General features: G+C 47.5%; 27 protein-coding genes, 10 tRNA genes and 1 riboswitch. Of the genes, 28 read left to right on the forward strand and 9 right to left on the reverse strand.

Annotated elements, in window-relative coordinates:
* Nucleotides 1–12: 12 nt before the first annotated feature.
* Together N179_RS11775 and N179_RS11780 are read right to left on the reverse strand one after the other, a co-directional pair.
* The gene (locus tag N179_RS11775; RefSeq protein ID WP_035395649.1) at nt 13–1,197 is read right to left on the reverse strand and encodes a hypothetical protein; all 1,185 of its coding nucleotides are present in this window, start codon (nt 1,195–1,197) and stop codon (nt 13–15) included.
* A gap of 156 nt (nt 1,198–1,353) precedes the next feature.
* Nucleotides 1,354–1,881, reverse strand: coding sequence for a type III secretion system chaperone family protein (locus N179_RS11780; RefSeq protein WP_023469644.1), 528 nt, complete (start codon nt 1,879–1,881; stop codon nt 1,354–1,356).
* A 200-nt stretch (nt 1,882–2,081) separates the two neighbouring features.
* Here N179_RS11780 and N179_RS11785 point away from each other — a divergent pair, with 200 nt between their 5' ends.
* The 3 genes from N179_RS11785 to N179_RS11795 all read left to right on the forward strand — a co-directional run bounded on the left by N179_RS11785 (nt 2,082) and on the right by N179_RS11795 (nt 6,709).
* A complete protein-coding gene (locus tag N179_RS11785; protein ID WP_075642932.1) occupies nt 2,082–4,535 on the forward strand; it encodes a CoA-disulfide reductase in 2,454 nt (817 codons plus the stop codon).
* 181 nt (nt 4,536–4,716) lie between these two features.
* Nucleotides 4,717–6,162 carry an alanine/glycine:cation symporter family protein gene (locus N179_RS11790; RefSeq protein WP_023469642.1) on the forward strand — a complete coding sequence of 482 codons (1,446 nt, stop codon included), beginning with the start codon at nt 4,717–4,719 and terminating at the stop codon, nt 6,160–6,162.
* Between the two features lie 85 nt (nt 6,163–6,247).
* The gene (locus N179_RS11795; protein WP_023469641.1) at nt 6,248–6,709 is read left to right on the forward strand and encodes a hypothetical protein; all 462 of its coding nucleotides are present in this window, start codon (nt 6,248–6,250) and stop codon (nt 6,707–6,709) included.
* Between the two features lie 124 nt (nt 6,710–6,833).
* On the opposite strand, the gene N179_RS11800 is transcribed toward N179_RS11795, so the two are convergent.
* The 3 genes from N179_RS11800 to N179_RS11815 all read right to left on the reverse strand — a co-directional run bounded on the left by N179_RS11800 (nt 6,834) and on the right by N179_RS11815 (nt 10,628).
* A complete protein-coding gene (locus N179_RS11800) occupies nt 6,834–7,646 on the reverse strand; it encodes an aldo/keto reductase (protein WP_029342855.1) in 813 nt (270 codons plus the stop codon).
* Between the two features lie 402 nt (nt 7,647–8,048).
* Nucleotides 8,049–9,359, reverse strand: a complete 1,311-nt coding sequence (locus N179_RS11810) for a Na+/H+ antiporter NhaC family protein (RefSeq protein ID WP_075642934.1) — start codon at nt 9,357–9,359, stop codon at nt 8,049–8,051.
* A gap of 81 nt (nt 9,360–9,440) precedes the next feature.
* A riboswitch (SAM riboswitch) is annotated at nt 9,441–9,545 on the reverse strand.
* A 69-nt stretch (nt 9,546–9,614) separates the two neighbouring features.
* On the reverse strand, nt 9,615–10,628 hold the full coding sequence (locus tag N179_RS11815) for a metal ABC transporter solute-binding protein, Zn/Mn family (protein ID WP_075642935.1): 1,014 nt from the start codon (nt 10,626–10,628) through the stop codon (nt 9,615–9,617).
* Nucleotides 10,629–10,798: 170 nt separating this feature from the next.
* On the opposite strand from N179_RS11815, the gene N179_RS11820 reads away from it, so the two are divergent.
* Both N179_RS11820 and N179_RS11825 read left to right on the forward strand, forming a co-directional pair.
* Nucleotides 10,799–11,788, forward strand: a complete 990-nt coding sequence (locus N179_RS11820) for an alpha/beta hydrolase (protein WP_051353637.1) — start codon at nt 10,799–10,801, stop codon at nt 11,786–11,788.
* 17 nt (nt 11,789–11,805) lie between these two features.
* Nucleotides 11,806–12,396, forward strand: a complete 591-nt coding sequence (locus tag N179_RS11825) for a histidine phosphatase family protein (RefSeq protein WP_075642936.1) — start codon at nt 11,806–11,808, stop codon at nt 12,394–12,396.
* Here N179_RS11825 and N179_RS11830 read toward each other — a convergent pair.
* Entirely contained in the window at nt 12,393–12,884 is a 492-nt protein-coding gene (locus tag N179_RS11830) for a YwpF family protein (RefSeq protein WP_023469634.1), read from the reverse strand. The genes N179_RS11825 and N179_RS11830 overlap by 4 nt on opposite strands.
* Before the next feature lie 142 nt (nt 12,885–13,026).
* Between N179_RS11830 and N179_RS11835 the strand changes: the two genes are divergently transcribed.
* Nucleotides 13,027–13,353 (forward strand): hypothetical protein, encoded by a 327-nt coding sequence (locus N179_RS11835; protein WP_029342848.1) that lies wholly within the window; start codon nt 13,027–13,029, stop codon nt 13,351–13,353.
* A gap of 49 nt (nt 13,354–13,402) precedes the next feature.
* Here N179_RS11835 and N179_RS11840 read toward each other — a convergent pair whose 3' ends face one another.
* Together N179_RS11840 and N179_RS11845 are read right to left on the reverse strand one after the other, a co-directional pair.
* On the reverse strand, nt 13,403–14,854 hold the full coding sequence (locus tag N179_RS11840; protein WP_029342847.1) for a nicotinate phosphoribosyltransferase: 1,452 nt from the start codon (nt 14,852–14,854) through the stop codon (nt 13,403–13,405).
* Nucleotides 14,855–14,871: 17 nt separating this feature from the next.
* Nucleotides 14,872–15,405: a cysteine hydrolase family protein gene (locus tag N179_RS11845; RefSeq protein WP_064300647.1), complete on the reverse strand. Its 534-nt coding sequence runs from the start codon at nt 15,403–15,405 to the stop codon at nt 14,872–14,874.
* Between the two features lie 163 nt (nt 15,406–15,568).
* Here N179_RS11845 and N179_RS11850 point away from each other — a divergent pair, with 163 nt between their 5' ends.
* The 3 genes from N179_RS11850 to N179_RS11860 are packed head-to-tail and all read left to right on the forward strand — an operon-like array spanning nt 15,569 to nt 16,617.
* A complete protein-coding gene (locus N179_RS11850; protein WP_023469630.1) occupies nt 15,569–15,844 on the forward strand; it encodes a 4a-hydroxytetrahydrobiopterin dehydratase in 276 nt (91 codons plus the stop codon).
* Nucleotides 15,834–16,334: a hypothetical protein gene (locus tag N179_RS11855; RefSeq protein WP_023469629.1), complete on the forward strand. Its 501-nt coding sequence runs from the start codon at nt 15,834–15,836 to the stop codon at nt 16,332–16,334. Before N179_RS11850 ends, N179_RS11855 begins: the two co-directional genes overlap by 11 nt.
* 19 nt (nt 16,335–16,353) lie before the next feature.
* Nucleotides 16,354–16,617 (forward strand): hypothetical protein, encoded by a 264-nt coding sequence (locus N179_RS11860; RefSeq protein ID WP_023469628.1) that lies wholly within the window; start codon nt 16,354–16,356, stop codon nt 16,615–16,617.
* 48 nt (nt 16,618–16,665) lie between these two features.
* On the opposite strand, the gene N179_RS11865 is transcribed toward N179_RS11860, so the two are convergent.
* Entirely contained in the window at nt 16,666–17,406 is a 741-nt protein-coding gene (locus tag N179_RS11865) for a rhomboid family intramembrane serine protease (protein WP_023469627.1), read from the reverse strand.
* A 68-nt stretch (nt 17,407–17,474) separates the two neighbouring features.
* Here N179_RS11865 and acpS point away from each other — a divergent pair, with 68 nt between their 5' ends.
* The 19 genes from acpS to N179_RS11960 all read left to right on the forward strand — a co-directional run bounded on the left by acpS (nt 17,475) and on the right by N179_RS11960 (nt 25,085).
* Nucleotides 17,475–17,855, forward strand: a complete 381-nt coding sequence (gene acpS, locus N179_RS11870) for a holo-ACP synthase (protein WP_055969547.1) — start codon at nt 17,475–17,477, stop codon at nt 17,853–17,855.
* Nucleotides 17,833–18,906, forward strand: a complete 1,074-nt coding sequence (alr, locus tag N179_RS11875) for an alanine racemase (protein WP_058713905.1) — start codon at nt 17,833–17,835, stop codon at nt 18,904–18,906. Before acpS ends, alr begins: the two co-directional genes overlap by 23 nt.
* Before the next feature lie 139 nt (nt 18,907–19,045).
* A complete protein-coding gene (locus N179_RS11880; RefSeq protein WP_023469624.1) occupies nt 19,046–19,270 on the forward strand; it encodes a hypothetical protein in 225 nt (74 codons plus the stop codon).
* Between the two features lie 3 nt (nt 19,271–19,273).
* A complete protein-coding gene (locus tag N179_RS11885) occupies nt 19,274–19,624 on the forward strand; it encodes a type II toxin-antitoxin system PemK/MazF family toxin (RefSeq protein ID WP_023469623.1) in 351 nt (116 codons plus the stop codon).
* A gap of 194 nt (nt 19,625–19,818) precedes the next feature.
* A complete protein-coding gene (locus N179_RS11890) occupies nt 19,819–20,145 on the forward strand; it encodes an STAS domain-containing protein (RefSeq protein ID WP_023469622.1) in 327 nt (108 codons plus the stop codon).
* Nucleotides 20,142–20,624 carry an anti-sigma B factor RsbW gene (gene rsbW / locus N179_RS11895; RefSeq protein WP_023469621.1) on the forward strand — a complete coding sequence of 161 codons (483 nt, stop codon included), beginning with the start codon at nt 20,142–20,144 and terminating at the stop codon, nt 20,622–20,624. Before N179_RS11890 ends, rsbW begins: the two co-directional genes overlap by 4 nt.
* On the forward strand, nt 20,590–21,387 hold the full coding sequence (gene sigB / locus N179_RS11900) for an RNA polymerase sigma factor SigB (RefSeq protein ID WP_023469620.1): 798 nt from the start codon (nt 20,590–20,592) through the stop codon (nt 21,385–21,387). Before rsbW ends, sigB begins: the two co-directional genes overlap by 35 nt.
* Nucleotides 21,388–21,450: 63 nt before the next feature.
* Nucleotides 21,451–23,571, forward strand: coding sequence for a Tex family protein (locus tag N179_RS11905; RefSeq protein WP_058713904.1), 2,121 nt, complete (start codon nt 21,451–21,453; stop codon nt 23,569–23,571).
* Complete coding sequence (locus tag N179_RS11910) at nt 23,568–24,008, forward strand: SprT family protein (RefSeq protein ID WP_023469618.1); 441 nt, start codon at nt 23,568–23,570, stop codon at nt 24,006–24,008. The genes N179_RS11905 and N179_RS11910 overlap by 4 nt, the downstream gene beginning before the upstream one ends.
* 149 nt (nt 24,009–24,157) lie before the next feature.
* Nucleotides 24,158–24,232 (forward strand) — tRNA-Asn (locus N179_RS11915).
* A 7-nt stretch (nt 24,233–24,239) separates the two neighbouring features.
* Nucleotides 24,240–24,331, forward strand: a tRNA-Ser gene (locus N179_RS11920).
* 49 nt (nt 24,332–24,380) lie between these two features.
* Nucleotides 24,381–24,455, forward strand: a tRNA-Glu gene (locus N179_RS11925).
* A gap of 3 nt (nt 24,456–24,458) precedes the next feature.
* Nucleotides 24,459–24,534, forward strand: a tRNA-Val gene (locus tag N179_RS11930).
* A 36-nt stretch (nt 24,535–24,570) separates the two neighbouring features.
* Nucleotides 24,571–24,646 (forward strand) — tRNA-Asp (locus N179_RS11935).
* Between the two features lie 4 nt (nt 24,647–24,650).
* Nucleotides 24,651–24,722 (forward strand) — tRNA-Gln (locus N179_RS11940).
* 7 nt (nt 24,723–24,729) lie between these two features.
* A tRNA-Lys gene (locus N179_RS11945) sits at nt 24,730–24,805 on the forward strand.
* Between the two features lie 17 nt (nt 24,806–24,822).
* Nucleotides 24,823–24,909 (forward strand) — tRNA-Leu (locus tag N179_RS11950).
* 4 nt (nt 24,910–24,913) lie between these two features.
* Nucleotides 24,914–24,990: transfer RNA gene (locus N179_RS11955), tRNA-Arg, on the forward strand.
* Nucleotides 24,991–25,008: 18 nt separating this feature from the next.
* Nucleotides 25,009–25,085 (forward strand) — tRNA-Ile (locus N179_RS11960).
* The last annotated feature ends 21 nt before the right edge of the window (nt 25,086–25,106 follow it).

Below are 25,106 nucleotides of genomic sequence, written 5' to 3' on the forward strand. Positions count from 1 at the left end.
TCCATTTCCTTCTTAGTTAAGTGGTTCGAGTGCGTCTGTGATCCGTTCACCTGTCGTTTCAGCCTTGACGTCGCCTTTTTCGACGAGTGCGAACCATTCGTTTGCATCTTTTGCGACTTGCGCTGCTTTGTCCTTGCCGAGACGATTCTCAAGCGTCGGTTTCATCGCAACGACGAACATGTTCGCTTCCATTGCTTCTGCACGTGCTGTATCGACGTCTTTCTTCTCGATCGCTTCTTGTGCCTCTTCATGATACCCGTCGACTTTTTCAGTCAACGCTTTTGCGAACAATCCTTCGATTTCTTTGTAAGAAACGTCAGCTGGCTTTGTTTTTGAGAAATCATAGCGCTCTTTCAGTGTTTTGACAGCCTCTTCGTCTCCGCCCGCTAATGATTCTTCGATCGCGAGGAGGAAGCCATATCCTTCTGCTTGTTCCATTTGTAATTCTTTTTCGTCCGTACCGGCTTTGACGCCATCCTCGATTTTTTGTGCATAACCGAGTGCAGCTAAATAGAAGGAACGATAAATCGATTTATCCGTCACTTGTTTCGCAACATTGAAGTCACCGATTTCTTTCGCGTCGATGGCTTCTTGCTGAGCTGCAAGACCTGATGTGATCGCTTGAGCGATGGCGTCTTCGTTTTTGAAGCCGTAGCTCGCGTCCCGTTTTTCAGCTGTCGGAATGAAGACGGTCTTCGCCATCGCTTCCACGTCCTTGAGTGCTTCCGTTGCAGCTTCCGGTTTACCAGCTACGAGTGCTTCTTCAGCTTTTGCTTGTGTTGCTTTTTGTAATTTATAGAAATACGATTGTAGACCTTTATCCACGAGTTGACGCGCGATGTTCTCATCGAGATCCTTCGCTTCCACACCTGCTAAAGCAGACTGGATGACTTGTTCGATTTCTGGTGCTGTCGTCTCGACACCACCTTTTAGTTTCGATTCATAACTTGTCGTGACCATCTTCCAATCAATCGCTTGTCCTTCTTTTGCTTTGTCGAGTTCTGTTTTGATTGAGCTGAAGATCGTCAATTCATCTGTCAGTGTCGTTGCAGCGATCCCCGCATCTGCTGATTTAGTTTCGGTCGACTGTTCCGTTTTCTCTTTTTTCGGTGCAGTCGTATCCGTTTCATTCGAACCGCAGGCAGCTAAGATACCGGCTACCATGAAGATAGAAGCTACTTTTAAACGTTTTTTCATAATCGTGATTCCCCCAGAAGAATTAATAAGACGTTTTCCGTCATGTAGTCGTTTTCACAAATCTAACTATAGCGAGAATAATTCTCATTGTCAATTGAACTTTAAAGAAAAAAACGGCTTCGGAGCAGGGCTCCAAAGCCGTTTTAAAATGAGAAATTAGAACTGTTCGTACAGTTTTGTCAAATACGTGTAGACTTCGTCTGATGCTTGGAACATCATGACAGAATGTCCGAAGATCGCAGCTGGGTTGAAGCCATGATCAAGATCGATCGTTGATGCGATCGTGACATCACGGTCGCTGTCGAGAACGACGCGGAAGTATTTGAACTCTTGGTTGAAGTCATTGATGGCGTTCAGAATCGGGAGATCCTCGACACCGTCTGGTACGTGTGTCACCGTACGAGCGAATAATTCGACATCTGTCGTCGTCTTACTGAAGACGATCATCATCATCGGTTCTGCTCCTGCAGGTGTTTTTTCTTGTGTCATAAAGAAGACGTGTGTCTCATTCTCACGTGCTTCCATTGGAATGCCTTTTTCAACGAGGAAAGCTTGGAATGCTTCCAAGTGTTGTTGCTGTTGTGGCGCGATTCCTTGTTCGTTTGTTTCGGGTTGACGATCTTGGTGAATCGGTGTCACTTTATTGTTCTCGTTTGATTCGTTCGAGTTACGTTCCTGGTCCATTGCAAAATCCCCCTTTATATACTATAAATTCAGTTTCAAGCATTTCAGAAGGAATTGCAACTAATGTCCGTTAAGATAGGAAGAAAATACAAAAGAGCAGAGATATGTCTTGTTTGTGAATCTACGAGCAATTGACTTGAAATGACATACCTAACAGGGTATATTAGGTGACAGATAGAAATTCAAGGAGGAATCATCAGATGAAAACGATCATCGTAGGCGGCGTCGCTGGTGGCGCTACGGCTGCAGCACGACTGCGTCGGATTGACGAAACGGCAGAAATCATTTTGCTTGAACGAGGAAAAGAGATTTCGTTCGCGAACTGTGGACTGCCTTACTATATCGGAGATGTCATCAAAGATCGCAATAAATTACTCGTCCAAACGCCAGAAGGCATGCACGCGCGGTTTAATTTAGATGTCCGTAACTTGTCGGAAGCGATTCGGATCAACCGTGAAGCGAAGACGGTCACGATCCGCAATGTCGAAACGGGTGAAGAATACGATGAATCGTACGACCATCTGATTCTTTCTCCAGGTGCAAAACCAATTCGTCCAAACATTCCAGGACTTGAAGATGCAACAAACGTCTTTACATTACGGAACATTCCGGATACGGACCGGATGCGGGAATACGTCGATACGACGCGTCCAGAGCGGGCAGTCGTCATCGGTGGAGGATTCATCGGTCTCGAAATGGCAGAAAACCTCGTCGAACGTGGGGCGCACGTCACCCTCGTCGAGATGGCGGATCAAGTCATGGCTCCGGTCGACCCGGAAATGGCAGCAATCGTTCATGAACATCTGCGTGCGAAAGGCGTCGAGTTGATTCTAGAAGATGGCGTCGCTCGTTTTGAAGAGGCAGGTCGCCGCGTCGTCCTGACAAGTGGACGCGTAATCGAAACCGAGATGAACATCCTATCGATTGGTGTTGCACCGGAGAGCACGCTCGCAGCAGATGCTGGTTTAACACTTGGCATCAAACAGACGATTCAAGTCGACGATCAACTGCGGACATCTGATCCATCGATCTTTGCGATTGGTGACGCGATTGAAGTCAAAGACTATATCACGAAGGAAGCGACACATGTTCCACTCGCGTGGCCGGCAAACCGTCAAGGACGCCTCGTTGCTGACATCATCGCCGGACGCGACGTCCGGTATAGCGGCACACTCGGAACAGCGGTAGCAAAAGTCTTTGATTTGACGGTCGCTTCGACCGGTAACAATGAAAAACGGTTGCGTCAACTTGGTCTTCGTTATGAAGCCGTGCATCTCCACCCGGGATCGCATGCGGGATACTACCCAGGGGCGAGTCCGATTTCGATGAAGTTACTATTTGATCCAATCGAAGGAACGATCTACGGAGCGCAGGCAATCGGCATGACAGGTGTCGAGAAACGGATTGATGTTCTCGCGACAGCGATCAAAGGTGGATTGACAGTGCTTGATCTACCAGATCTTGAACTATCATATGCACCGCCGTATAGTTCAGCGAAAGATCCGGTCAACATGGCAGGGTATATCGCGTCGAACATCGTGCTTGGTGACAGTGCGAACGTTCATTGGCACGAAATTGACGCGATCGTCGCCAACGGTGGCTTATTACTCGATGTCCGTGAACCATCGGAAAACGAGTTAGGCGCGATTCCAGGGTCGGTCAATATCTCGTTACCGACGTTACGTGAGAAGTTGACTGATCTGCCGAAGGATCAAACGATCTATGTGACATGCCAAGTCGGATTACGTGGATATATTGCGAGTCAACTGTTGCAACAATACGGTTATGATGTGAAAAACTTAAGCGGCGGATACAAAACATGGTCGGTCGTGCATCGTGATCAAGAAGCACGAAGCCAAGCGAAGGAGGAGACTGCTGTGACGGTAACGAAACGTGAGCCAACAACGAAGACTGCACCAGAACAAGTGGCGCTGCTCGATACGTGCGGTTTACAGTGCCCAGGTCCAATCTTAGAGCTGAAAACAAAAATCGATCAGATGACGGACGGCGAGCAAATTTTCGTCAAGGCGTCAGACCCAGGATTCTTGCCAGACGTTCAAGCATGGGCGAAAAAACTAGGTCACACGGTCCATTCAGCGGAGATGAATCAGGGAGTCGTCGAGGTCTTGCTTGAAAAAGGGCAAGGGGAGACACCTGCTGCAGCATCGGTTCAAGTCAATCCGGCAGATGATGCGACGATGGTCGTCTTCAGTGGTGATCTTGATAAAGCACTTGCCTCTTTCGTCATTGCGCAAGGTGCACAAGCGATGGGGAAACAAGTGACGATGTTCTTTACGTTCTGGGGCTTGAACATCATTCGAAAATCAGACGCACCGGCAGTTGAGAAAGCCGGTATTGAACGGATGATGGGCATGATGATGCCGAAACATGCCGGGGAGTTGCCGCTCTCGAACATGAACATGGCAGGCGCCGGTCAAAAAATGATGAAAAAAGTCATGAAGGATAAACAAGTCGATGCACTCGAGACGATGATGGCAAAAGCGCAAGCAGCGGGTGTCCGTATGATCGCCTGCACGATGTCGATGGATATCATGGGCATTAAGAAGGAAGAACTCCTCGATGGCATTGATTACGGTGGTGTCGCGAGTTACCTTGGTGCAACGGACGGTGCCAATCTGAATCTGTTCATCTAATCTAAAAACTGTTTATGTGAACGTGTCAAACCTGACATCTGATGTGAGGTTTGACACTTTTTTTACGTCCTAAGGTATAGATGAGTTTGATTTTTCAAAAAAAATTGCGTATGATAAATCACATGTGAAAAAAACTTACATACAAATAGAGAGAAAAGATGGATGGAAGTGAGGAGATTTGATGGAAAAAGAAGTGATGAAACTAGTAAATCGAGCAAATGATTACTTATGGACAAATGTATTGATTATTTTACTCGTTGGATTAGGCATTTATTTTACATTCCGGATGCGGTTCGTTCAATTCCGGATGATCCCGGAGATGATTCGCTTATTGTTCCAAGGAACGGATAAAGGGAAAGATGGCGTATCGCCATTCCAAGCATTTGCGATCAGTACGGCAGCACGTGTCGGTACCGGAAACATCGCGGGTGTGGCGGCTGCAATCGCACTCGGCGGTCCGGGTGCAGTCTTCTGGATGTGGTTAATTGCCTTGATTGGATCGGCGTCAGCATTCGTCGAAAGTACGCTTGCTCAGATTTACAAGGTACGTGACGGAAAAGAATGGCGTGGTGGTCCAGCCTATTACATGGAAAAAGCGCTTGGACAACGGTGGTTAGGAATTGTCTTTAGTGTTCTGATCACAATCTCATTTGGTTTTGTCTTTAACTCTGTCCAATCGAATACGATCTCGCTTTCTCTACAAAGTCAATATGGCGTGGATAAGATATGGATTACGGTCGGATTAGTCGTCTTGACGGCACTGATCATTTTTGGTGGTGTCCGCAGTATTGCGACAGTCGCTTCATTCATGGTTCCGATCATGGCAGGTGGTTATATCTTAATCGCCCTCTATATCATGGTGACGAATCTTGAAGTATTACCAAGTGTCTTTAAATTGATTTTCCAAGAAGGATTATTCGAGTTTAAGACATTAGCAGGGGGAGCAATCGGGGCGGCCGTTCTGAATGGTATTCGTCGCGGTTTGTTCTCGAACGAAGCCGGTATGGGTTCGGCACCGAACGCAGCAGCAACAGCGGAAGTCTCTCACCCGGTCAAACAAGGCTTGATTCAATCATTCGCGGTCTTCGTCGATACATTGATGGTCTGCTCGGCGACAGCGATGATCGTTCTCGTCAGTGGAGTTCCGACAAAAGATGCGAATGGAGATGCCTTAGCTGGTATTGATTTAGCACAGGGCGCACTTGCATCACAAGTTGGATCATTTGCAACAGGATTCATGGCACTCGCCATCTTCCTATTTGCGTTTAGTTCCGTCGTCGGAAACTACTACTACGGTGAATCGAACATCAACTTCATCCGTGAAAATAAACAAGTCATGATGGCATACCGCGTACTCGTCCTCGTCATGATCGTCTTCGGTTCACTTGTCGAGTCGGCTAGTCTCGTGTGGGCGTTAGCGGACATCTTCATGGGATTAATGGCGATTGTCAATCTGTATGCGATTTTCCGTCTTGCAAAGATAGCGAAGCTGGCTCTCGATGATTACATGACACAACGAAAAGCAGGGAAAGAGCCGCGATTCTATGCGGACTCGATTCCGAACTTGCCGGGGAAAGATACGCTTGAAGCATGGCAGGAATCAAAAGAAGATGAAAAAGCGATCTAAGGAAAGGGAGTCAGAGAAATCTGGCTCTTTTTTTGTATAGAACGAATTTAAAAAGGGAATACAGAGTACAGAAGGGAGGGGAAGAATGGAAAACGTACATTTCGTCCGCGTCACGGATGCGGTCTGGGAGTCGTTCGGAAACGATCCCCACATCATCATGGACTGGATTTTATTCATTCATGAGACACAACCCGATCACGAACAATTATTCGCTCTCGAACAGACGAACGCCATCTATCATTTGATGAATCAAATCGATATCTATATTGATCAAGACACACATTACAACCTGGGACGAGCAATCGTTGGCGAAGAGTTGATCGTCAATGAAGAAAAAGCGGCGATTGTCGGTATTCTTCCCTTGCCACTCCTCATCATCTCAGCTGAGGTGATGCGGAATTTTGATCAACGGGCACTCGCTTCGATTCATGATGAAGCCGGAACACCAGGCGAATTCGAGGATGTCTGGGAACAGTTCGCCGATTTACGCGCCTATTTTCAAAAGGCAGAAGAAGCGGAAGATACGATTTTAATTTATTATGTCTGATCAGCTTCAATCATAAAAAAAGAGACCCGCTTCCAAGTCATAGATTGGAAACGGGTCTCTCATCGTTCAGATGAAGCAAGACGTCTTCATATGGAAGATGTTCTCTTTTACGTGAATCGCCAGATTAAAAATCGATTTCGTCCGGATCCGGTCCGAGGCGGACATCCGTTGCAATACGATCAATTTTCTCAAGATCATCAGCATCGAGTTGGAAATCAAAGACGTCGAAGTTTTCCGCAATGCGTGCTGGTGTAACGGATTTTGGAAGAGCGACGATGCCGTTGTCGAGATGCCAACGTAAGACAACTTGTGAAGGTGTCTTGCCATGTTTCTCTGCGATTTCCTTGAAATCGTTGATTTCGAGGAATTTCCCTTGCATGAGTGGGCTCCATGCTTCGACTTGAATGTTGTGATCTTGCAAGTATTCGTGCAGTTCGTGTTGCGGTAATTGTGGATGCAACTCGACTTGGTTGATCATTGGTGCCATCAAGCCCTCTTCTGCCAATGTATCGAGGTGATGTTCTTTGAAGTTCGAGACACCGATCGCTTTGATCTTGCCTGCTTCATACAGTTCAACCATTGCTTTCCACGCTTCGATATAGCCTTCGACCGGCCAGTGGATAAGATAAAGGTCAAGATAATCTGTTTCGAGACGTTCGAGCGATTCTGCGAATGCTTCCTTCGTCCGACCGGCACGAATATCATCGTTCCAGACTTTTGACGTTAAGAAGAGATCCTCACGTTTCACGCCGCTTTCCTTGATTCCTTTTGCGACACCGCGCTCGTTTTTGTAGACAGCAGCCGTATCGATATGACGATAGCCGACACGTAATGCTTCAGCGACAGCAGCAGGTGCTTCTGTCTCTTCATCTACTTGCCAGACACCGAATCCGATTTGGGGAATCGTAATACCGTTTGAAAGTTTTGCGTATTGCATGTGTTACTCCTCCTCATAAAACGTAGTTTAGATTTGCTCGTTTAGTTTAGCATGAACGAACGAAGACGTCCGTTTCCATGCTCATGGAGGAATGAAATAAGGTAAAATAGAAAAGAATCGTGAGATTTAATCGTGTGTTAAAAGAGGGGGAGAAAAGATGGTTCAAAAGAATAAACAGCTATCCAAATGTACGTGGCTTAGCATTGGCGCCTTGTTAGTAACGCAGGCAGTGGGTCTGTTTCTTAGTGCGCGAAAGTCAGGACGTAATCCATGGGTGTGGGGAGGTGCTGGACTCCTTCAGTTTCCACTTCCGGCAATCGCCTATTTGATCTTAGAAAGACAAGCAAAGCATAAAAAATAACAAAACAGGTCTGATCATAGCGATCGGACCTGTTTTTATGATTAGGAAGAAATTTTTTCTTGCTTCGTCGCTGTCTTCTTCATGCGTGGTAAGCCGAAGAAGATGGCAATTGATCCACAGACGAAGAGGAGGAACGGATAGAACAGATACGGAATCAGTTCTGGTGAAGCCGTTTTCGTCAATTCTGCTGCGATCAAAAGTTGTGCCCCGTACGGAATGATGCCTTGAATACCACAAGAGAAGATATCAAGGATACTCGCCGATTTTTTGCGATCGACTTCATACGTATCGGCGATTTCAGCTGCCAGTGGTCCAGCGACGAGAATCGAGATCGTATTGTTTGCAGTCGCGAGATTCGTTGCGCTGACGAGTGCCGCCATACTGAATTCGGCACCACGACGCTGTGAAATCTTGCGTGTCAGCGTCTCTTTTAAGAAGGCGATTCCACCGTTGAACGTAATCAAGCTGACGAGACCACCCATGAGGAGCGTCAAAATGGAGATCTCCGCCATGCCCATCATTCCTTCAGACATCGAGAGGACGAAGCCACTCAAGCCGAAACTACCATCAATCATACCGATGATGCCGGTGAGTAACGTACCACCAATTAAGACAAGAATGACATTGACGCCAAATAGTGCAAGGACGATGACAGCGAGATATGGAATCAACTTGTAGAATTCAAATGCTTTTGCTTCGACGACGTCACCAGAACCAGAAACGAATGCGAGTAGGATGACCGTCAAAATAGCAGCCGGTAGGACGATCATGAAGTTCGTCCGGAATTTATCGCGCATGTTCGTTTTTTGGGTCCGGACGGCGGCAATCGTCGTATCCGAGATGAACGACAAGTTATCGCCGAACATCGATCCACCAACGACAGCAGCCGCTGCGATCGCAACGTTGATGCCTGTCGCTTCATGAATTCCAAAGGCGATCGGCGCGAGTGCAGCAATCGTTCCAGTCGATGTCCCCATTGCCATCGAGATGAAGGCAGCGATGATGAACAGACCACTCATGAGGAGCGACGGAGGTAGGAACGTCAAAGCAGCATTAACGGTCGCATCGATGGCGCCGATTGCTTCTGCCGTTCCAGAAAACGTACCGGCTAGTAAGAAGATGAAGACCATGATCATGATATCAGGATTTCCGGCACCCGTTGCGATTCGTTCGACCGTTTGATTGATGGATCCTTTCGTCGTGATTGCAGCAAAGATCAAAGCGATCAGTGCGGCGATAAGGATCGGAAATTTGTAAAAGTCGTCATAGAAGATCCCGGCTCCGATGAAGAGAACTAGGAATACGACGAGGGGAAGCAGTGCCCATTTGTTAGGCGTGATCGTTTCATTCATTGTTGACACCTCGTTTCTCAAAGATACAAAAAAAGACCCCTTCGCAAGAAAGAAGGAGGTCTTTATGAAATAAAGACGCTCTTCTTATCTCTCAAGCTTTCGCTTGCTGGATTTGGCACAGTACGAATCAAATCGTCCGCTGCCGAAACATCATTGGGCCAGTCCCTCCGTTTCTCGCGATAAAAAGAAGTCATTCAATTGTTGTAAAACACGTTTCTTACCGTACCGCATTGAGTAACGCGTGTCAACTGTACTTTACTGAAGTGCCTTTTTCAATGTTTGGACGTTTTCTTCCATCAACTTGAAATAAGAGCTGTTTTGTTGCGCTTTCGTGACCGACTCTAGATTATGAATCGTCACGGATTCAGCTCCGATTTCTTTTTGGATGACACGTGCGACCTTCGGTGAGACCGTCTCTTCGAACGCGACGTATTTCAAATCATGCATCCGTGCTTCTTTCACTAAAGCGGCCAGTTGCTTTTGTGACGGTTCATCGGAAGGAGAAATTCCCGCAATCGGCAGTTGTGTGAAACCATATCGTTCTGCGAGGTAACCATAAGCGGCATGCGTAACGAGAAGTTCTTTTTTCGATCCATCAGCGACGGCTTGTTTAAATTGTTCGTCCAATTCATCAGCTTGCTGATCGAACGTTTTCAAGTTTTTTTCGAACGTTGCTTTGTCTTTTGGAGCTTCTTTTGATAAAGCAGTTGTGATCGAACGTGCCATTGCTTTTGCGTTGACAGGGTCGAGCCAGACGTGTGGATCGTATTTTCCGTGGTCATGACCCTCTTCTTCATGCGCATGTTCGTCCGTTGCGTGATCATCGTGCCCTTCTTCTTCGTGAGCATGTTCGTCTTCTGTATGCCCCTCTTCTTCATGTGCATGAAGCGTAGCATCCGATTCTAGCAAGTTGACGTCTTTACTCGTCTCAATGAAGCGGACGTCCGTGCCTTTTAAGCTCTCTTGGATTTTTTTCGAATACGGCTCGAGTGTCGTACCTGTCAAAAGGAACAAGTCTCCTTTAGCGATCTCTGTGAGTTGCTTCGATGTCGGTTCGTAAGAGTGGGGATCTGCTCCAGGTGGAACGATCATCTTGACGTTGACTTGATCCCCTCCGATTTCGCGGGCAATAGCAGCCGTCGCGAACGTTGACGCGTAGACTTCTGTCTGTTTGTTCTCTGAAGTTGATGAATCGGTATTTGATCCGCAAGCCGCGAGGACACTCGCACTCGCAAATGCGACTGTTAAAGCAGGAATGATTTTTTTCATTATATGATACCCCCATTATTAAAACGTAACTATTCCGATTTGGACTTTCTCACTATAGCGGAACGTTGATGAAGCGTCAAGTAGGGATACCAAGACGTTCGACATCTTTTAAAACGGGGTAGAAGGATAATAAAGTGAAGAAACTGGCACGTCTTTTTGGAGGTGATCAAGTGAAACGTGAAACTGCATGGCTAATGGGGGGAGCTGCATTATTGACGACAGCAGCAGCGGGAGCGAGTATTTGGAACAATTATGGTGCACTACTTCGATGGACCGAACCCGCCTTGCCACTCACAGAAAAACAACTTGCACCGCGGACACTCATCTATAAACAGGTGGGGGACCGCACCTTACAGCTCGATCTCTATTATCCGCCGGGGGAAGGACCGTTTCCAGTTGCCATCTATGCACACGGTGGTGCATTCGTTCGTGGGGAGCGTGATGACATATTCTGCTTTAGTCCAATCGTTGACCGCCTACTTGAACTCGGAGTTGCCGTCTGTAGTATTGAGTATCGTTTGTTCGAAGAGGGCAGTTATTTTCCGGATAACCTCGAGGATGTACGGGATGCGTTATGTTTTTTGAACAAGGAAGCAGAGGACCTTCGCATTCTAAGAGGACGGATGATGGTATGGGGAGACTCAGCCGGAGCTGCACTCATGCTGACGACGGCACTTGCCCCATCTGCTTTCGTCGGTGAGCGTGATGAGCGGCACATGCCATTGATCAGTGGTGTGATCGCTTTATATCCACCGACGAACTTTTTGTTGTTTAATTTCATTCAAACTTGGATTGCCCACATTAAGTTCTACAAGGGGGGGCGAGAAGAATGGCGCAAGCTGATGACGCACGTCTCACCCGTCACACATTTATCGTCAGATGCCCCACCAATCATGCTTTTGCACGGTAAAAAAGATCCGATTGTTCCGTTTTCTCAAGCCTTGCATTTCGTTGAGAAAGGAGCAGATGTCGGAGCCGATGTTCGGTTATTTTCCTTTCCGAATGGTACGCACTCACTAGCTAGTTTCGCTCAGACGGAAAATCCGTTAAAGATCGAGCGATTACTTGAACGAATTGAACATTTCACCTGTCAGGTACTACTGTTGCCACCGCGACAACTTCCGAATGGAAAACATGATACAATCAGTCATATTTCTTAAATGAGGGAGACAGAGACATGACTGAAATTTGTTTAGTGCGGCATGGTCAGACGGATTGGAACTTAAACGAACGGATTCAAGGAAGAGAAGATATCCCGTTAAATGCAACAGGAAGAAGACAAGCGGAACTCAGCGCCGCTTATCTATCGAATGAAAAGTGGGATGTCTTGTTAGCAAGTCCCCTGTCGCGTGCCGTTGAGACAGCGGAAATCATCGGTCGTGCTGTTGGTTTAACGATCACGGGGACAGATGAGCGACTTGTCGAACGCGAATTCGGAGCCGCTTCCGGTGAACCGGTCGCAGCGATTTACGAAGCCGTTCAAGCGAACGATACGACGCTTGTGCCGGGTCTTGAAACGGAACAAGCCATCCAGGATCGCGTGTTCGAGGCGCTACAGGAAGTGACACGCACGTATGAAGGGAAACGAATTCTAATCGTCTGTCACTCGCATACGATCAAGGCAGCATTATCATCGATTGACGCGACATTCAGTTACCGGACACCTTTGAAAAACGCGTGTGCGAATTATATCTATCATACGGATCGCTATACGATTGACCGCATCAACGTAGCGGACCACATCACGGACGAGGTCGAAAAACCTTAAGAGACGGGTGTGTTCGGATGCTCTGTCAAATATTGTTTGAACGTTTCTTTAGCGATACTTGTGATATGGGCACCACGTTTTGAACGACGATCCTTATACTCCTGAACGAGTTCTTCGCCAGCGAATCCATCTTCGACGACTTCGCGTAAGATCGATTCAGATAAATCATTTTTCATCATGACCATCTTACCCGTGAAGACATACGAGACGTTTTCGCTTAAGACAGTCCGTTCAAGAGGCGTGACGATCATCGCGGCAGGGTCATTATCAGGTCGTGAGATCGTGATTTCAATCAAAGCACGTAAATGTTTTGTGAACAATTCATCGACGATCGGCTGATCCGTCGGAGGAACGACGATTTCTGCAACCCACTGTGCCGTCTGTTCGGTACTGACCGTCAATCCGTCCTGAATGGCGACGGGAATCGTCGTATCACGTCCTGACTCATCCATTAAAATGCGTAATGTGCATAACTTAAAGGTTTTCATGAAAAAATGCCCTCCCTTGATCGCTTACGATTTTCCTACAGTATACCGTGAGGAATGTAAGACGGGAAACTTTTCCTGACGAAATTCGTATGAACTATGTTTAAATAAGACTAGATACTACTAAACAGGAGGATCGTTCATTATGCCGCAAGTACTCATTGGAATATTAGGAATCCTGGGTATCGTTCTACTTGCCCACCATATCATCATGTATTGGCATGCTGAACCGACAGACCGCCCGACGCTTGCATATCGCATTGCGCTCCTGATTGCCTGTTTGCTACTCATTAGTGGAAGTGATCATTTAATCAGTATTTTCTACGCGGATTCCTTAGCTGAATTCGGTCAACGCATCACGTATATCGTCTTCATCGGAGGTGCACTTGGCTTCGCATGGTACTTTCGTAAGAAGATGGAACAAGCGCCAACAGAAATGACACCTGTCGGAAACGAAGCAGGATTAACATGAGAAAAAGCGCAGTTCATCCCGATGGAGGAAGAACTGCGCTTTTTGTGTCTTATTTTAACCCACTTGCCAGTCGAGTGTCCCGAATCATGTCGAGTTTGAGCTTCCAGAGACGATCGCTGAATGTGACAGCATAAATCTCTGGCAACCGCAGCCGTTTGTACTCTTCCCACAGACGACCGATCTGTGTTTCGTGGAAGTGGCGACTTTCTTCAATCGTTGGGACCGTATAGACCAGTTCTCCATCTTTGAAGATTGGTTCAAGTAACCGCTCGACCTTGAACTGTTCGATGCGATTTCGGAACGATGGGTCTCGGACGTCGATGAGATCGACAGCTTCAAGTGTCGACGGATCTTCGTCCATCAACGTCACGTAATCGCCTTTGAACTTATCCGTCACCGGATCGATGATGCGATAGACTTCTTTGATGTGAGGTGTCGTCGTCTTGGCTTTTGACGAGGATACTTTGATGACGGGTGCGAGCTCGCCATCTACTTCACGTGCGACCAGTTTATAGACCATCCCAAGAGCCGGTTGTTCGTAAGCTGTAATACCACGTGTTCCGACGAGGAATGTATTGGCTTGGGCACCTTGGATGCGTAAGTCCTGAATGACGTACTCATCGAGGTCCCCTGACAAGACGATGTCGACTTCCGGGAAGCCAGCTTCGTCAAGCATGTTACGGGCACGTTTTGACAAGTAAGATAAGTCGCCAGAATCGATCCGGATGCCACGCAGTTTATGCCCTTTGGCTTGGAGCTCCTTCGCAACCGTGATCGCATTCGGAAGACCACTCTTGAGCGTATCGTACGTATCGACGAGTAATGTCGCCTGATCCGGATAATGAGAAGCGAATGTCCGGAATGCCGTCAATTCGTCATCGTGGAATTGAATGTCAGCATGTTCCATCGTTCCACCACACGGAATGCCGAAGTCGCGTCCTGCTGAAGCAAGGCTTGTGACGTCAAAACCAGCCAGGTACGAAGCACGCGTTCCGAAGTAAGCGGCATCGATGCCTTGCGCGCGACGGGCACCAGCTTCGAGGAACTTCGCACGGGGAGCCGATTGACGAATACGTGCGTACTTCGTCGCGATGAGCGATTCGTGGTTCGCGATGTTCAGAATCGCGGTCTGTAAGAGCTTCGCTTCAAAGATGCGTGCCTCGATCCGAATCAATGGTTCGTTCGGGAAGACGATTTCGCCTTCTTTGACACTTGAAATCGAGCCATTGAACTTGAACTGACGCAGTTCATCCTTGAACTCATCCGGGAAGCCAATCATCTCTTGCAAGTACGTGATATCTTCTTCCGTGAAACGGAGTGTTTGAATGTACTCGATGATATTTTCGAGACCCGCAAAGACGACATAGCCTCCTGCGAACGGATTCGAACGGTAGTAAACATCAAAGACGGCGCGTTCATTATGACGTCCTTCTTTCCAATAGATATACATCCACCGTGGTAAGTACAGATCGGTATGGAGTGCAAGATTACGTTGTAACATGACGGACAGATCCCTTCTTATTCGCCGACGACTTCAGCGCCGATCGATTGTTTAAAGTGTGTAAGCGCCCACTCGTGACCAGTCGCGTTAAAGCTTGCGACCGCATCGGCATGGACGACGATACGATACCCGAGATTGTAGGCATCGACAGCTGTATGAAGGACACAAATGTCCGTACAGACACCGACGAGGTGGACTTCGCGGATACCGCGTTCACGCAAGCGTAAATCGAGGTCCGTCCCGGCGAACGCACTATAACGCGTCTTGTCGATGACGTGATCGGCGACCCGTGCCATGGCTGCGACTTTTCCGAACAAATCACGTCCATGTGTTCCGCGGATATTATGTGGCGGGAAGAGGACGGTTTCCGGGTGGAACGTATCGCCTTCTTCGTGAATATCGTTGGCGATGACGACGTAGTCTTCCGTTGAAAATTCCTCCATCAACGTAGCAATTCGATCTTCAATCGCTTGTCCTGGTTTTCCACAAGTCAGCTTTCCTTCGTCAGCAACGAAATCGATCGTGTAATCAATGACAATCAGAGCGCGCATATGCGTAAGCCCCTTTCCGATTTTGAATTAGTGTTCTCTTTCACATTGTACTCTATCTCACACAGAAGGCAAAAGGAAGAAATCGGATACAAACAGGTATAGAGAAGTAAAAGAATGGGGTATAAGGTATAGGACGAAAATGATAGTAGAGGAGGAGAAAGGGATGGCTAGGTTGAATGAGTATGAAGTGGAAGAGCGTCTTGAGCGGTTGCAGGATTGGAGTGTCGTGGATGATGAAATCGTCCGGACTTATACACTTGCATCGTTTCCTGCGGCACTGGATTTCGTACAGGAAGTCGGAAGTATCGCTGAAAACTTGAATCATCATCCACGAATCGTGATCGACTATAAAAACGTCACACTTGCAGCGACGACTCATGATGAAAACGGATTGACGGAAAAAGACTTTCAACTTGCGGAGGCCTGTGATGCCATCTAAACTTTCGATTACATTCGGTAGCGGTTCGTTCGTTGAACAAATTCGTTCCCGTGATGCTCATATTCGTGTCGCTAGCGGAAGCGGCGATGCCATCCTCTGGATGGAGACGGACTCGAAATCACCTTTTCAAAGTGGCAATACCTATACGTTGCTCGAATCACGTGGCAATTTTTCGGACGAAGGCAGTCTCTTCTACTGGTCGATTCCGGCAGATCAAAATAGCGGGGATCTATTCGTACATCAAGTGATGTCGAATCCGAAAGTCATCGGAGCAGAATATGGTGGCTTCCAGGCATTTCGGATTGGACGTGTCGAGAAGGGAACGGATCTTGCCTTATTGATTCAGTTCCAAGAGACAGGGGACGGAGCTCGTTATGCAAAATCAGTTGAACGTCTTACGGTAGACCAGTATGCTGAAGAGGCAGGGAAGTCGTTCGCGCCTTCTCCCGTCATGAAACGGTATCAAATCGTACCACCAACAAATGAGTGAGATGCAGGGGGACTAACAGATGAAGAAGAACTATTTTGTCGTAGCAACACTTGGTGGCGCACTTGTCGGCGCTACTTTATCACTACTGCATAAAGATACGCGCCAAGCGCAGTTTGCAGCAGTGAAACGGACATTCAGCGGCGCAGGAACACAATTGTCTGCTGTCAAACAAGATCCAAAAGGGCGCTTTGAAGAACTAAAAGCACTCTATACGGATAATCAGGAGACAATCCATAATCTGATTGACGACGTGAAGGACTTAGCAGAAGTACTTCGCAAATAAGCAAAAAAAGGACTCGCGCGTGTAGCGGAGTCCTTTTTTTATGCCATTTTACAAGTAGCGGAAGAATAATCCGAGTACGGCAAACGCGATGATGATATAGAAGAAGATCCGACCGAGTTGACCAGAACCGCTTACGAAGACAGGTCCACCGCTCGATCGACGACCGGTTTGGAACGGACGTGTGAATGGAACGGCACGATTACCAAAGACGAATCCGAAGAGGAATCCGAGGACGAAACCGTACAAGTGACCGAATACAGCGACATTTGAGCCAAGTAACGTAAAGACTGCCGTGACCGCAGTAAAGATATACACAAGACGTGTATCGTCTGCTAGGATGACTGTCCGCTTGAATCGGCTCAAGTAGACATAAAACCCAAGCAAACCAAGAATGGCACCCGATGCTCCAGCTTGACCGTAAAACGGTTCATTGATTTTCGTGAAGTACGTCAAGATGTTCGCGAGCGTACCGACGAGCAAGTAAAAAGCGGCAAATCGAGCATGTCCGATCATCCGCTCGAGCGGTGGAGCGAAGATGACGAGAGCAAACGTATTGAACGCAATGTGCCAAAAATCATAATGCAAGAACGTGGCCGTGACGACACGCCACCATTCACCTTGTCCAATTAAGAGATTGATTGCTGCGCCTGCACTTAAAGGAGAGAACGTCAGATTAAGGAGTGCACCTAACTGTTCGATGACAAACAGGGCGACTTGGATTAAAATGAACAACGAAACGACCGGATAAGAACGTGTGAACGTTTGTAGGTTTTCCGTTCGACTAAACATGACAACACCTCGCTTCATCTTCATTCTATATGAAGATGGCGAAGAATAGAACTGTGGAGGCGTCTCGGATGATTTATGGAATTGGCATCGATTTGGTGGAACTGGATCGAATCGAGCAAACGCTTGAGCGGCAGCCACGTTTTGCCGGAAGAATCTTAACGCAGATAGAGCAGGAACGCTATCAATCGCTCTCAGGACACCGTCGCATCGAGTACCTCGCTGGACGTTTCGCTGCAAAGGAAGCGTTCGTCAAAGCATTCGGAACCGGCGTCGGAAAAGAAGTTTCCTGGCAAGACGTTGAAATTTTAAACGATGAGACAGGGCGACCGATCATGAGTGGACCATTCGATGGCGTCATCCACGTCTCGATCACACATTCAGAGCATTATGCATCTGCGCAAGTCTTATTAGAGAAGAGGGAATGGGATGTACCGACCAACTTGGATTGAAATCGATCGGGAAGCGATCGCACATAATATACGCGAAATCAAAACACGGATGGGCGAACAACAGGTGATGGCGGTCGTCAAGGCGGACGGCTATGGTCACGGGGCAGTGACGGTCGCTGAGATCGCTCTTGAGAACGGAGCAGACTTACTGGCTGTCGCGCTCCTCGAAGAAGCGATTGAGTTACGCGAAGCGGGCATCCAAGCACCGATTCTGATGCTTGAAGCCTTACTACCGGAACATGCACCAGTCGCTTCGAATTATGATGTCGCCGTTCCTGTCTTTTCAGCTGATTGGCTTCAGGAAGCGAAACGTCATTTGACAGAAATCGATCATCTTCGTCTGCATATCAAGGTCGATACCGGAATGGGACGACTCGGACTGCAACATGTCGATGAGTTGAAGCGAATTCTTGCTGAATGTGATGACGATCTCGTTGAACTCGAAGGCATCTATACGCATTTCGCAACTGCTGACGAGTTGAACAGCCGATTGTTCGAACGCCAACTTGAAACGTTTTTATCGTATGTCGCACTAGTACCGGATATCCGTTACATCCACTGTGCCAATTCGGCGGCAGCGATTCGTCTAGCAGGTCAAGCGCCGTTTAACGTCGTTCGAGTCGGTATCGCTTTATATGGGGCGATGCCGTCGGATGAGATGGCAGGACATTACGAGTTCTTAAAACCGGCGTTTTCACTGAAAAGTCGTCTGATGCAGGTCAAACAAGTCGAGCCTGGTCAAACGATCAGTTACGGGGCGACCTATACGGCACCGACGGATGAATGGATCGGTACTGTTCCGATCGGTTACGCGGATGGCTGGTCACGCAAGTTCCAAGGCTACTCATTGATTGTGGACGGTCTACCGTGTGAAATCGTTGGTCGAGTCTGCATGGACCGGCTCATGATTCGATTACCAAGGGAATATCCAATCGGAACGGAAGTCATTCTGATTGGAAAAGGGGCACCGATCGAGGAAGCAGCCCATTGGCTCGGGACAATCAACTATGAAGTTCTCTGTCAATTCTCGAAGCGCGTGCCGCGTCAATGATTCGTACAAGACATCAATAAGATGGCAAAAATATGTTATTTGTTTGAATTTTGATTGTATTTTCTGAATTCGACTGATATATTGAAGTAGAAAGTGAGTCGTTCGTTAAGGTTTCAGTGAATCTGGAGGTGCCATTATCTTGGTCCAACAACGGGAAATGCAGTTTGTTGAGCGAAATGTAGCGAAGGAGACGATTGGGATGAAGTCGAACCATACGACCGAAGAACGCAAGCGTCAGCTACGTGAGGAATTGAAACGTGGTTACGAAGAAATGGCAGCAATCAATTTATCGATCGTTGGCGAAATGTTCCAGATTGAAACGGAGGCGGAGTTCTCACTCCTACGTCAAGTAAGCGGGGTGTAAGCTTTGATAGTCAAACGTGGCGACGTGTTTTATGCAAATTTGTCACCTGTGGTCGGATCGGAACAAGGGGGAGTTCGTCCCGTGCTTGTTCTACAAAATGATATTGGTAACCGATTCAGCCCGACAGTCATCGTGGCTGCGATCACGGCACAGATCGACAAAGCCAAACTACCGACCCATGTGGAAGTATATCGAGAGCGACACGGATTAGAACGTGATTCGGTCATCTTACTTGAGCAAATCCGTACAATTGATAAACGCCGTCTAACGGATAAAGTCACACATCTAGATCCAGACACGATGATGAAAGTAAATAGTGCCGTCGCAATCAGCTTAGGCTTGGTTGATTTTTAGGCACTTACATAGAAGCGCAACACAAGAAGAGTCGATACTAGCGTATGCGACTTTTTTTGACCTCTTTTTTTATAAAATGGGTTTTAAAGTTTTCTTTACGGGGAAACATACCCAAGTGACCTTTTTATAAAGGGATGAGGTAGGATGAATAGCAAGACCACATAGACAGATTTTCCTTGAGGAGGAACTTGAAGATGGATTTAACAATTAAAACAGAGCAGCTTGACGGTCAGACGCATCTTTATATCGCAGGTGAGATTGATACGTATACAGCACCAAAGCTTCGCCAAGAACTAGTCCCGGCAGTTGAAACAAACGATGTCGTCGTCCATTTGGATGAAGTACACTACATGGATTCGACAGGTCTCGGCGTGTTCGTCGGAGCACTCAAAGCGGCGAAAAAGAACGGTACATCGTTCACGCTCGTCGGCGTTTCTGAACGCATCCGTCGTCTATTCGAAATTACAGGTCTTTCAAGCATCATTACAATCGATAGTGGTGTAAGAGGTGGAACGCAATGAAGAACGAACAACTAAACATGACATTACCGGCAAAACCGGAATATGTAGCCATTGCCCGTCTGACGGTTTCAGGTGTCGCCAACCGGATGGGATACACGTATGATGACATCGAAGATATCAAGATCGCTGTCTCAGAAGCATGTGCGAACGCTGTTCAACATGCGTACGAAGGAAAAGAAGATGGTAGCATCGCCTTGACATGTAACGTCTATCCGGATGATCGTCTCGAGATTGTCGTCAAGGATAACGGCATTACGTTCGATAAAGATGAGGTCAAACGCCAAAGTGAACCGATTACGGATGCACACGATCTCGATTCCTTGCATGAAGGAGGACTCGGTATCTTGATGATCGAAGCATTGATGGATCAAGTAACGATCGAGAAAGCGAACGGCGTCACTGTCCATATGACAAAATATATGAATAGAGATGAGGTGGGTCAAAGTGCCAGCAAAGTCTCAACAACGCCATCACAGTGATGATGAAGTACTTCGACTGATTGATTTGTATCAGCAGGACGACCAAGATGAGGAAGTGCATGCGGCATTACTCGAGCGTTATTCAGACTTGGTAGAAGCTTTGGCCCGAAAGTTCTCGCGTGGTCGACCGATTCATGACGATCTTGTTCAGGTCGGCATGATTGGGTTGCTTGCAGCGCTTCGTCGCTTCGATAAGGAATTCGGTCGCAGTTTTGAGTCGTTTGCTGTTCCGACGATCATCGGTGAAATCAAACGTTTCATCCGCGATAAGACATGGAGCGTTCACGTTCCACGTCGCATCAAGGAACTCGGACCGAAAATTAAGAAGGCAGTCGAGGAGTTGACGACGGAGTTGCAACGCTCTCCGCGCATCGATGAGATTGCTGCTCGTCTTGAAGTATCAGAAGAGGAAGTCCTCGAAACACTTGAAATGGGTAAAAGCTATCAAGCGTTATCCGTTGATAGCTCGATTGAGGCAGATCAGGAAGGTAGTACCGTTACGTTACTCGATCTTGTCGGGAATCAAGAAAACGGCTATGACTCCGTCGATCAGCGTTTGATTCTTGAAAAGGCATTTGCTGTCTTAACGGACCGCGAACGTTCGATTCTCGAATGTGCCTACTACCGTAATATGAGTCAAAAAGAAACGGGCGAACTACTCGGCATTTCGCAAATGCACGTTTCCCGTCTCCAACGACGCGCTTTACAGAAGTTACGTGAAGCGATCAAAGTCGAACCAAATGAAGTATTCTCAAAAGACTGACCTCGTGTCAGTCTTTTTTCTTTTCCATGCGTTCTTCGGTATAATGAATGAGAGGTGAAGCAGATGGAAATGAGAATCGCAAGTGAATTGAATGTACGTCCTGCGCAAGTGAAGGCAGTCTTACAATTGACGGAAGAAGGCGGTACGATTCCGTTCATCGCCCGCTACCGGAAAGAACAGACAGGTGAACTCGATGAGGTCGCGATCAAAGCGATTCTCGATCGACATAAACAATTAACGCAACTTGAAAGTAGACGGAGTGACGTCCTTGAAAAAATCGAGGAGCAAGGTGCATTGACGCCGGAACTCCGTCGAACGCTCGAAGAAGCGACGACGTTACAACAAGTTGAAGATATCTATTTACCGTTTCGACCAAAACGTCGGACAAAGGCGGAAATTGCACGGGAAGCAGGGCTTGCACCACTTGCCGACTGGTTCCGCGACAAGTCTGCTTATGATGAAGCGACATTCCATCGCTTGAGCAATGGGCTGGATCCGGAAGAAGCGCTTACTGGGGCACAATCGATCATTTCCGAGGAGTGGGGCGAACAAGCGACGGTGCGTGAGTTCATTCGTAAGCAAATGCGCCGTTCAGCAGAAATCGTCACGAAACAGAAAAAGGATGCAGTCGATGAAAAAGGTGTCTTTGCACAGTATTATGCCTACAGTGAGCGTATCCAACAGATCGTTCCGCACCGGATTCTTGCGATTAACCGTGCGGAAGCATTGAAAATCGTCTCTGTGAAAGTCGTGTTAGAGGAACAACAGGTTTTACCGACATTATTTCGTTCCTACGCACAACTGGCGCCAAAGAAACGTGATATCGTCGAAGCAGCGATCACGACGGGCTATAAAAAATCGGTCTTTCCTGCCATCGAACGAGAAATTCGAAATGAACTGACGGAAAAGGCAGAGTTCCAAGCGATTGACGTCTTTGGTAAGAATCTCCGTCAACTCTACATGCAACCACCGATGAAAGGGAAAGTCATGTTGGGACTGGATCCGGCCTACCGGACAGGATGTAAGTGGGCAGTCATTGATCCGACAGGTGAAATGAAGGAAGTCGGCGTCATTTACGTGACGATGTCAGAGCAAAAAGCAAAAGAAGCACGTCAAACCCTTTCGCAGCTCGTTGATACATATGGAATCGAGTTGATTGCGATCGGGAACGGAACTGCTTCACGGGAAACAGAAGCATTTGTTGCGGACTGGATGAAGGGGCAAACAGATATCGCCTTTACAATCGTCGACGAGGCAGGGGCGAGTATTTATTCCGCTTCAGAGATTGCCCGGACGGAGTTTCCAGAGCTTCAGGTCGAACAACGATCCGCGATTTCGATTGCGCGTCGCCTGCAGGATCCACTCGCTGAACTTGTCAAAGTCGACCCGCAGTCTGTCGGAGTCGGTCAATATCAACATGATGTCTCGCAAACAAAACTGAAGGAGACGCTTGATTTTGTCGTCGAGACGGTCGTCAACCAAGTCGGAGTCGATGTTAATACAGCGTCAGAACCGCTATTGAGTTATGTCGCAGGAATCACGAAGGCGACGGCGAAAAAAATCGTTGAACGCCGCTCGGAACTTGGGACGTTTAAGACACGCCAGGAATTATTGAAAGTTCCTCGTCTTGGTGCAAAAGCCTACGAACAGGCAGCAGGATTCCTGCGAATTCTAGAAGGTACGCATCCGCTCGACCGGACGCCGATTCATCCGGAACAGTACAAAACAGTCGAGAAGTTATTTAAGACACTAGGCTTAACGCTGGATCAAGTTGGAACGGATGCGGTGCGGGAACAATTGTCTACATTGTCATTACCGGAGATGGCACAGACGCTCGAGATCGGAGAGCCGACATTACGTGATATCATCGAAGCGTTACAACGTCCGGGTCGTGACCCTCGGGAAGCGCTCGATAAACCGTTGCTCCGCCAAGATGTTCTATCGATGGATATGATCCAAGTCGGGATGGAGTTCCAAGGGACGGTTCGGAATGTTCTTGATTTTGGTGCGTTCGTTGATATCGGAGTGAAAGAGAATGGTTTAATTCATATCTCGAAGCTCAGTCGTAAACGTGTCAAGCATCCACTTGATGTCGTCGCTGTCGGGGATATCGTGACAGTATGGGTGACGAATGTTGAACCAGAGCGGGGACGGATTGGTTTGACACTGGTTCCGCCGAAATGACGAATGAACAATTACAACGATACGTCGAGCAACTGTCGCTCGACGTATTTTCCTTACCGTTTCGACATAAAGCTTATTTTAATCCACGGCTGAAGACGACAGGTGGTCGCTATTTCTTAGGCGATCATCATTTAGACTTCAATAAACGATATATCGATGACATGAAAGTCTTCCGCGGAATCGTGATTCATGAACTGTGTCACTACCATTTACATCTAGCAGGAATGGGACACCGTCATCAAGATCAAGACTTCAAGGAATGGTTAGAGCGCTACGATGGGCTTCGATACAGTCCGAGAAGACAAGAAGACGAAAAAAAATCCTATCTTTATGAATGTGAGAAATGCAGCACATTATATAGAAGGAAAAGACGCATGAATACGGAAAGATATCGATGTGGTCGATGTCGTGGAAAGATTTTTTACAAAAGTAGTTGACGTTCATTTCGGAGCATGATAAATTATAGAAGTCGTCAAAACGACAGCAACTAAACAACTTATCGTCGCTAAAAACTTTTTTAAAAAAGCATTGACGGAAAGAAAAAAAGTTGCTACTATATAAAAGTGTTCCGAACAGAACGTAACGTTCCGCAATAGCTCAGCGGTAGAGCAACCGGCTGTTAACCGGTAGGTCGTAGGTTCAAATCCTACTTGCGGAGCCATTCTTTTGGAGATGTACCCAAGTGGCTATAAGGGGCGCCCCTGCTAAGGGTGTAGGCCGGGAAACTGGTGCGAGGGTTCGAATCCCTCCATCTCCGCCAGACCTCTTATGTGAAAATGTTTCTTGAGAATAATTATTAATTACGATATGGCCCGTTGGTCAAGCGGTTAAGACACCGCCCTTTCACGGCGGTAACACGGGTTCGAATCCCGTACGGGTCACCATATGGAGGATTAGCTCAGCTGGGAGAGCACCTGCCTTACAAGCAGGGGGTCGGCGGTTCGATCCCGTCATCCTCCACCATTTCTTTTTAAAGAGTTGTTTACAACTTCAAATTGCGGTCCTGTGGTGTAGCGGTTAACATGCCTGCCTGTCACGCAGGAGATCGCGGGTTCGAATCCCGTCAGGACCGCCATTTTTGGGCTGTAGCCAAGTGGTAAGGCACTGGATTTTGATTCCAGCACGCGAAGGTTCGATCCCTTCCAGCCCAGTTTTTATGTGTCATTAGCTCAGTTGGTAGAGCATCTGACTTTTAATCAGAGGGTCGCAGGTTCGAATCCTGCATGACACACCATTTTTAATTTCATATTTGCGGTCGTGGCGGAATCGGTAGACGCGCTAGGTTGAGGGCCTAGTGGTGGCAACATCGTGGAGGTTCAAGTCCTCTCGACCGCACCATATCGCACCCTTAGCTCAGCTGGATAGAGTACTTGACTACGAATCAAGGGGTCGGGAGTTCGAATCTCTCAGGGTGCACCATATTTTGTTTGCTTTGACGGGCCTATAGCTCAGCTGGTTAGAGCGCACGCCTGATAAGCGTGAGGTCGGTGGTTCGAGTCCACTTAGGCCCACCATTTTCAAAACAAACAATGACG

The sequence above is a fragment of the Exiguobacterium indicum HHS 31 genome (assembly GCF_001939065.1).
Classification (GTDB): domain Bacteria; phylum Bacillota; class Bacilli; order Exiguobacteriales; family Exiguobacteriaceae; genus Exiguobacterium_A; species Exiguobacterium_A indicum.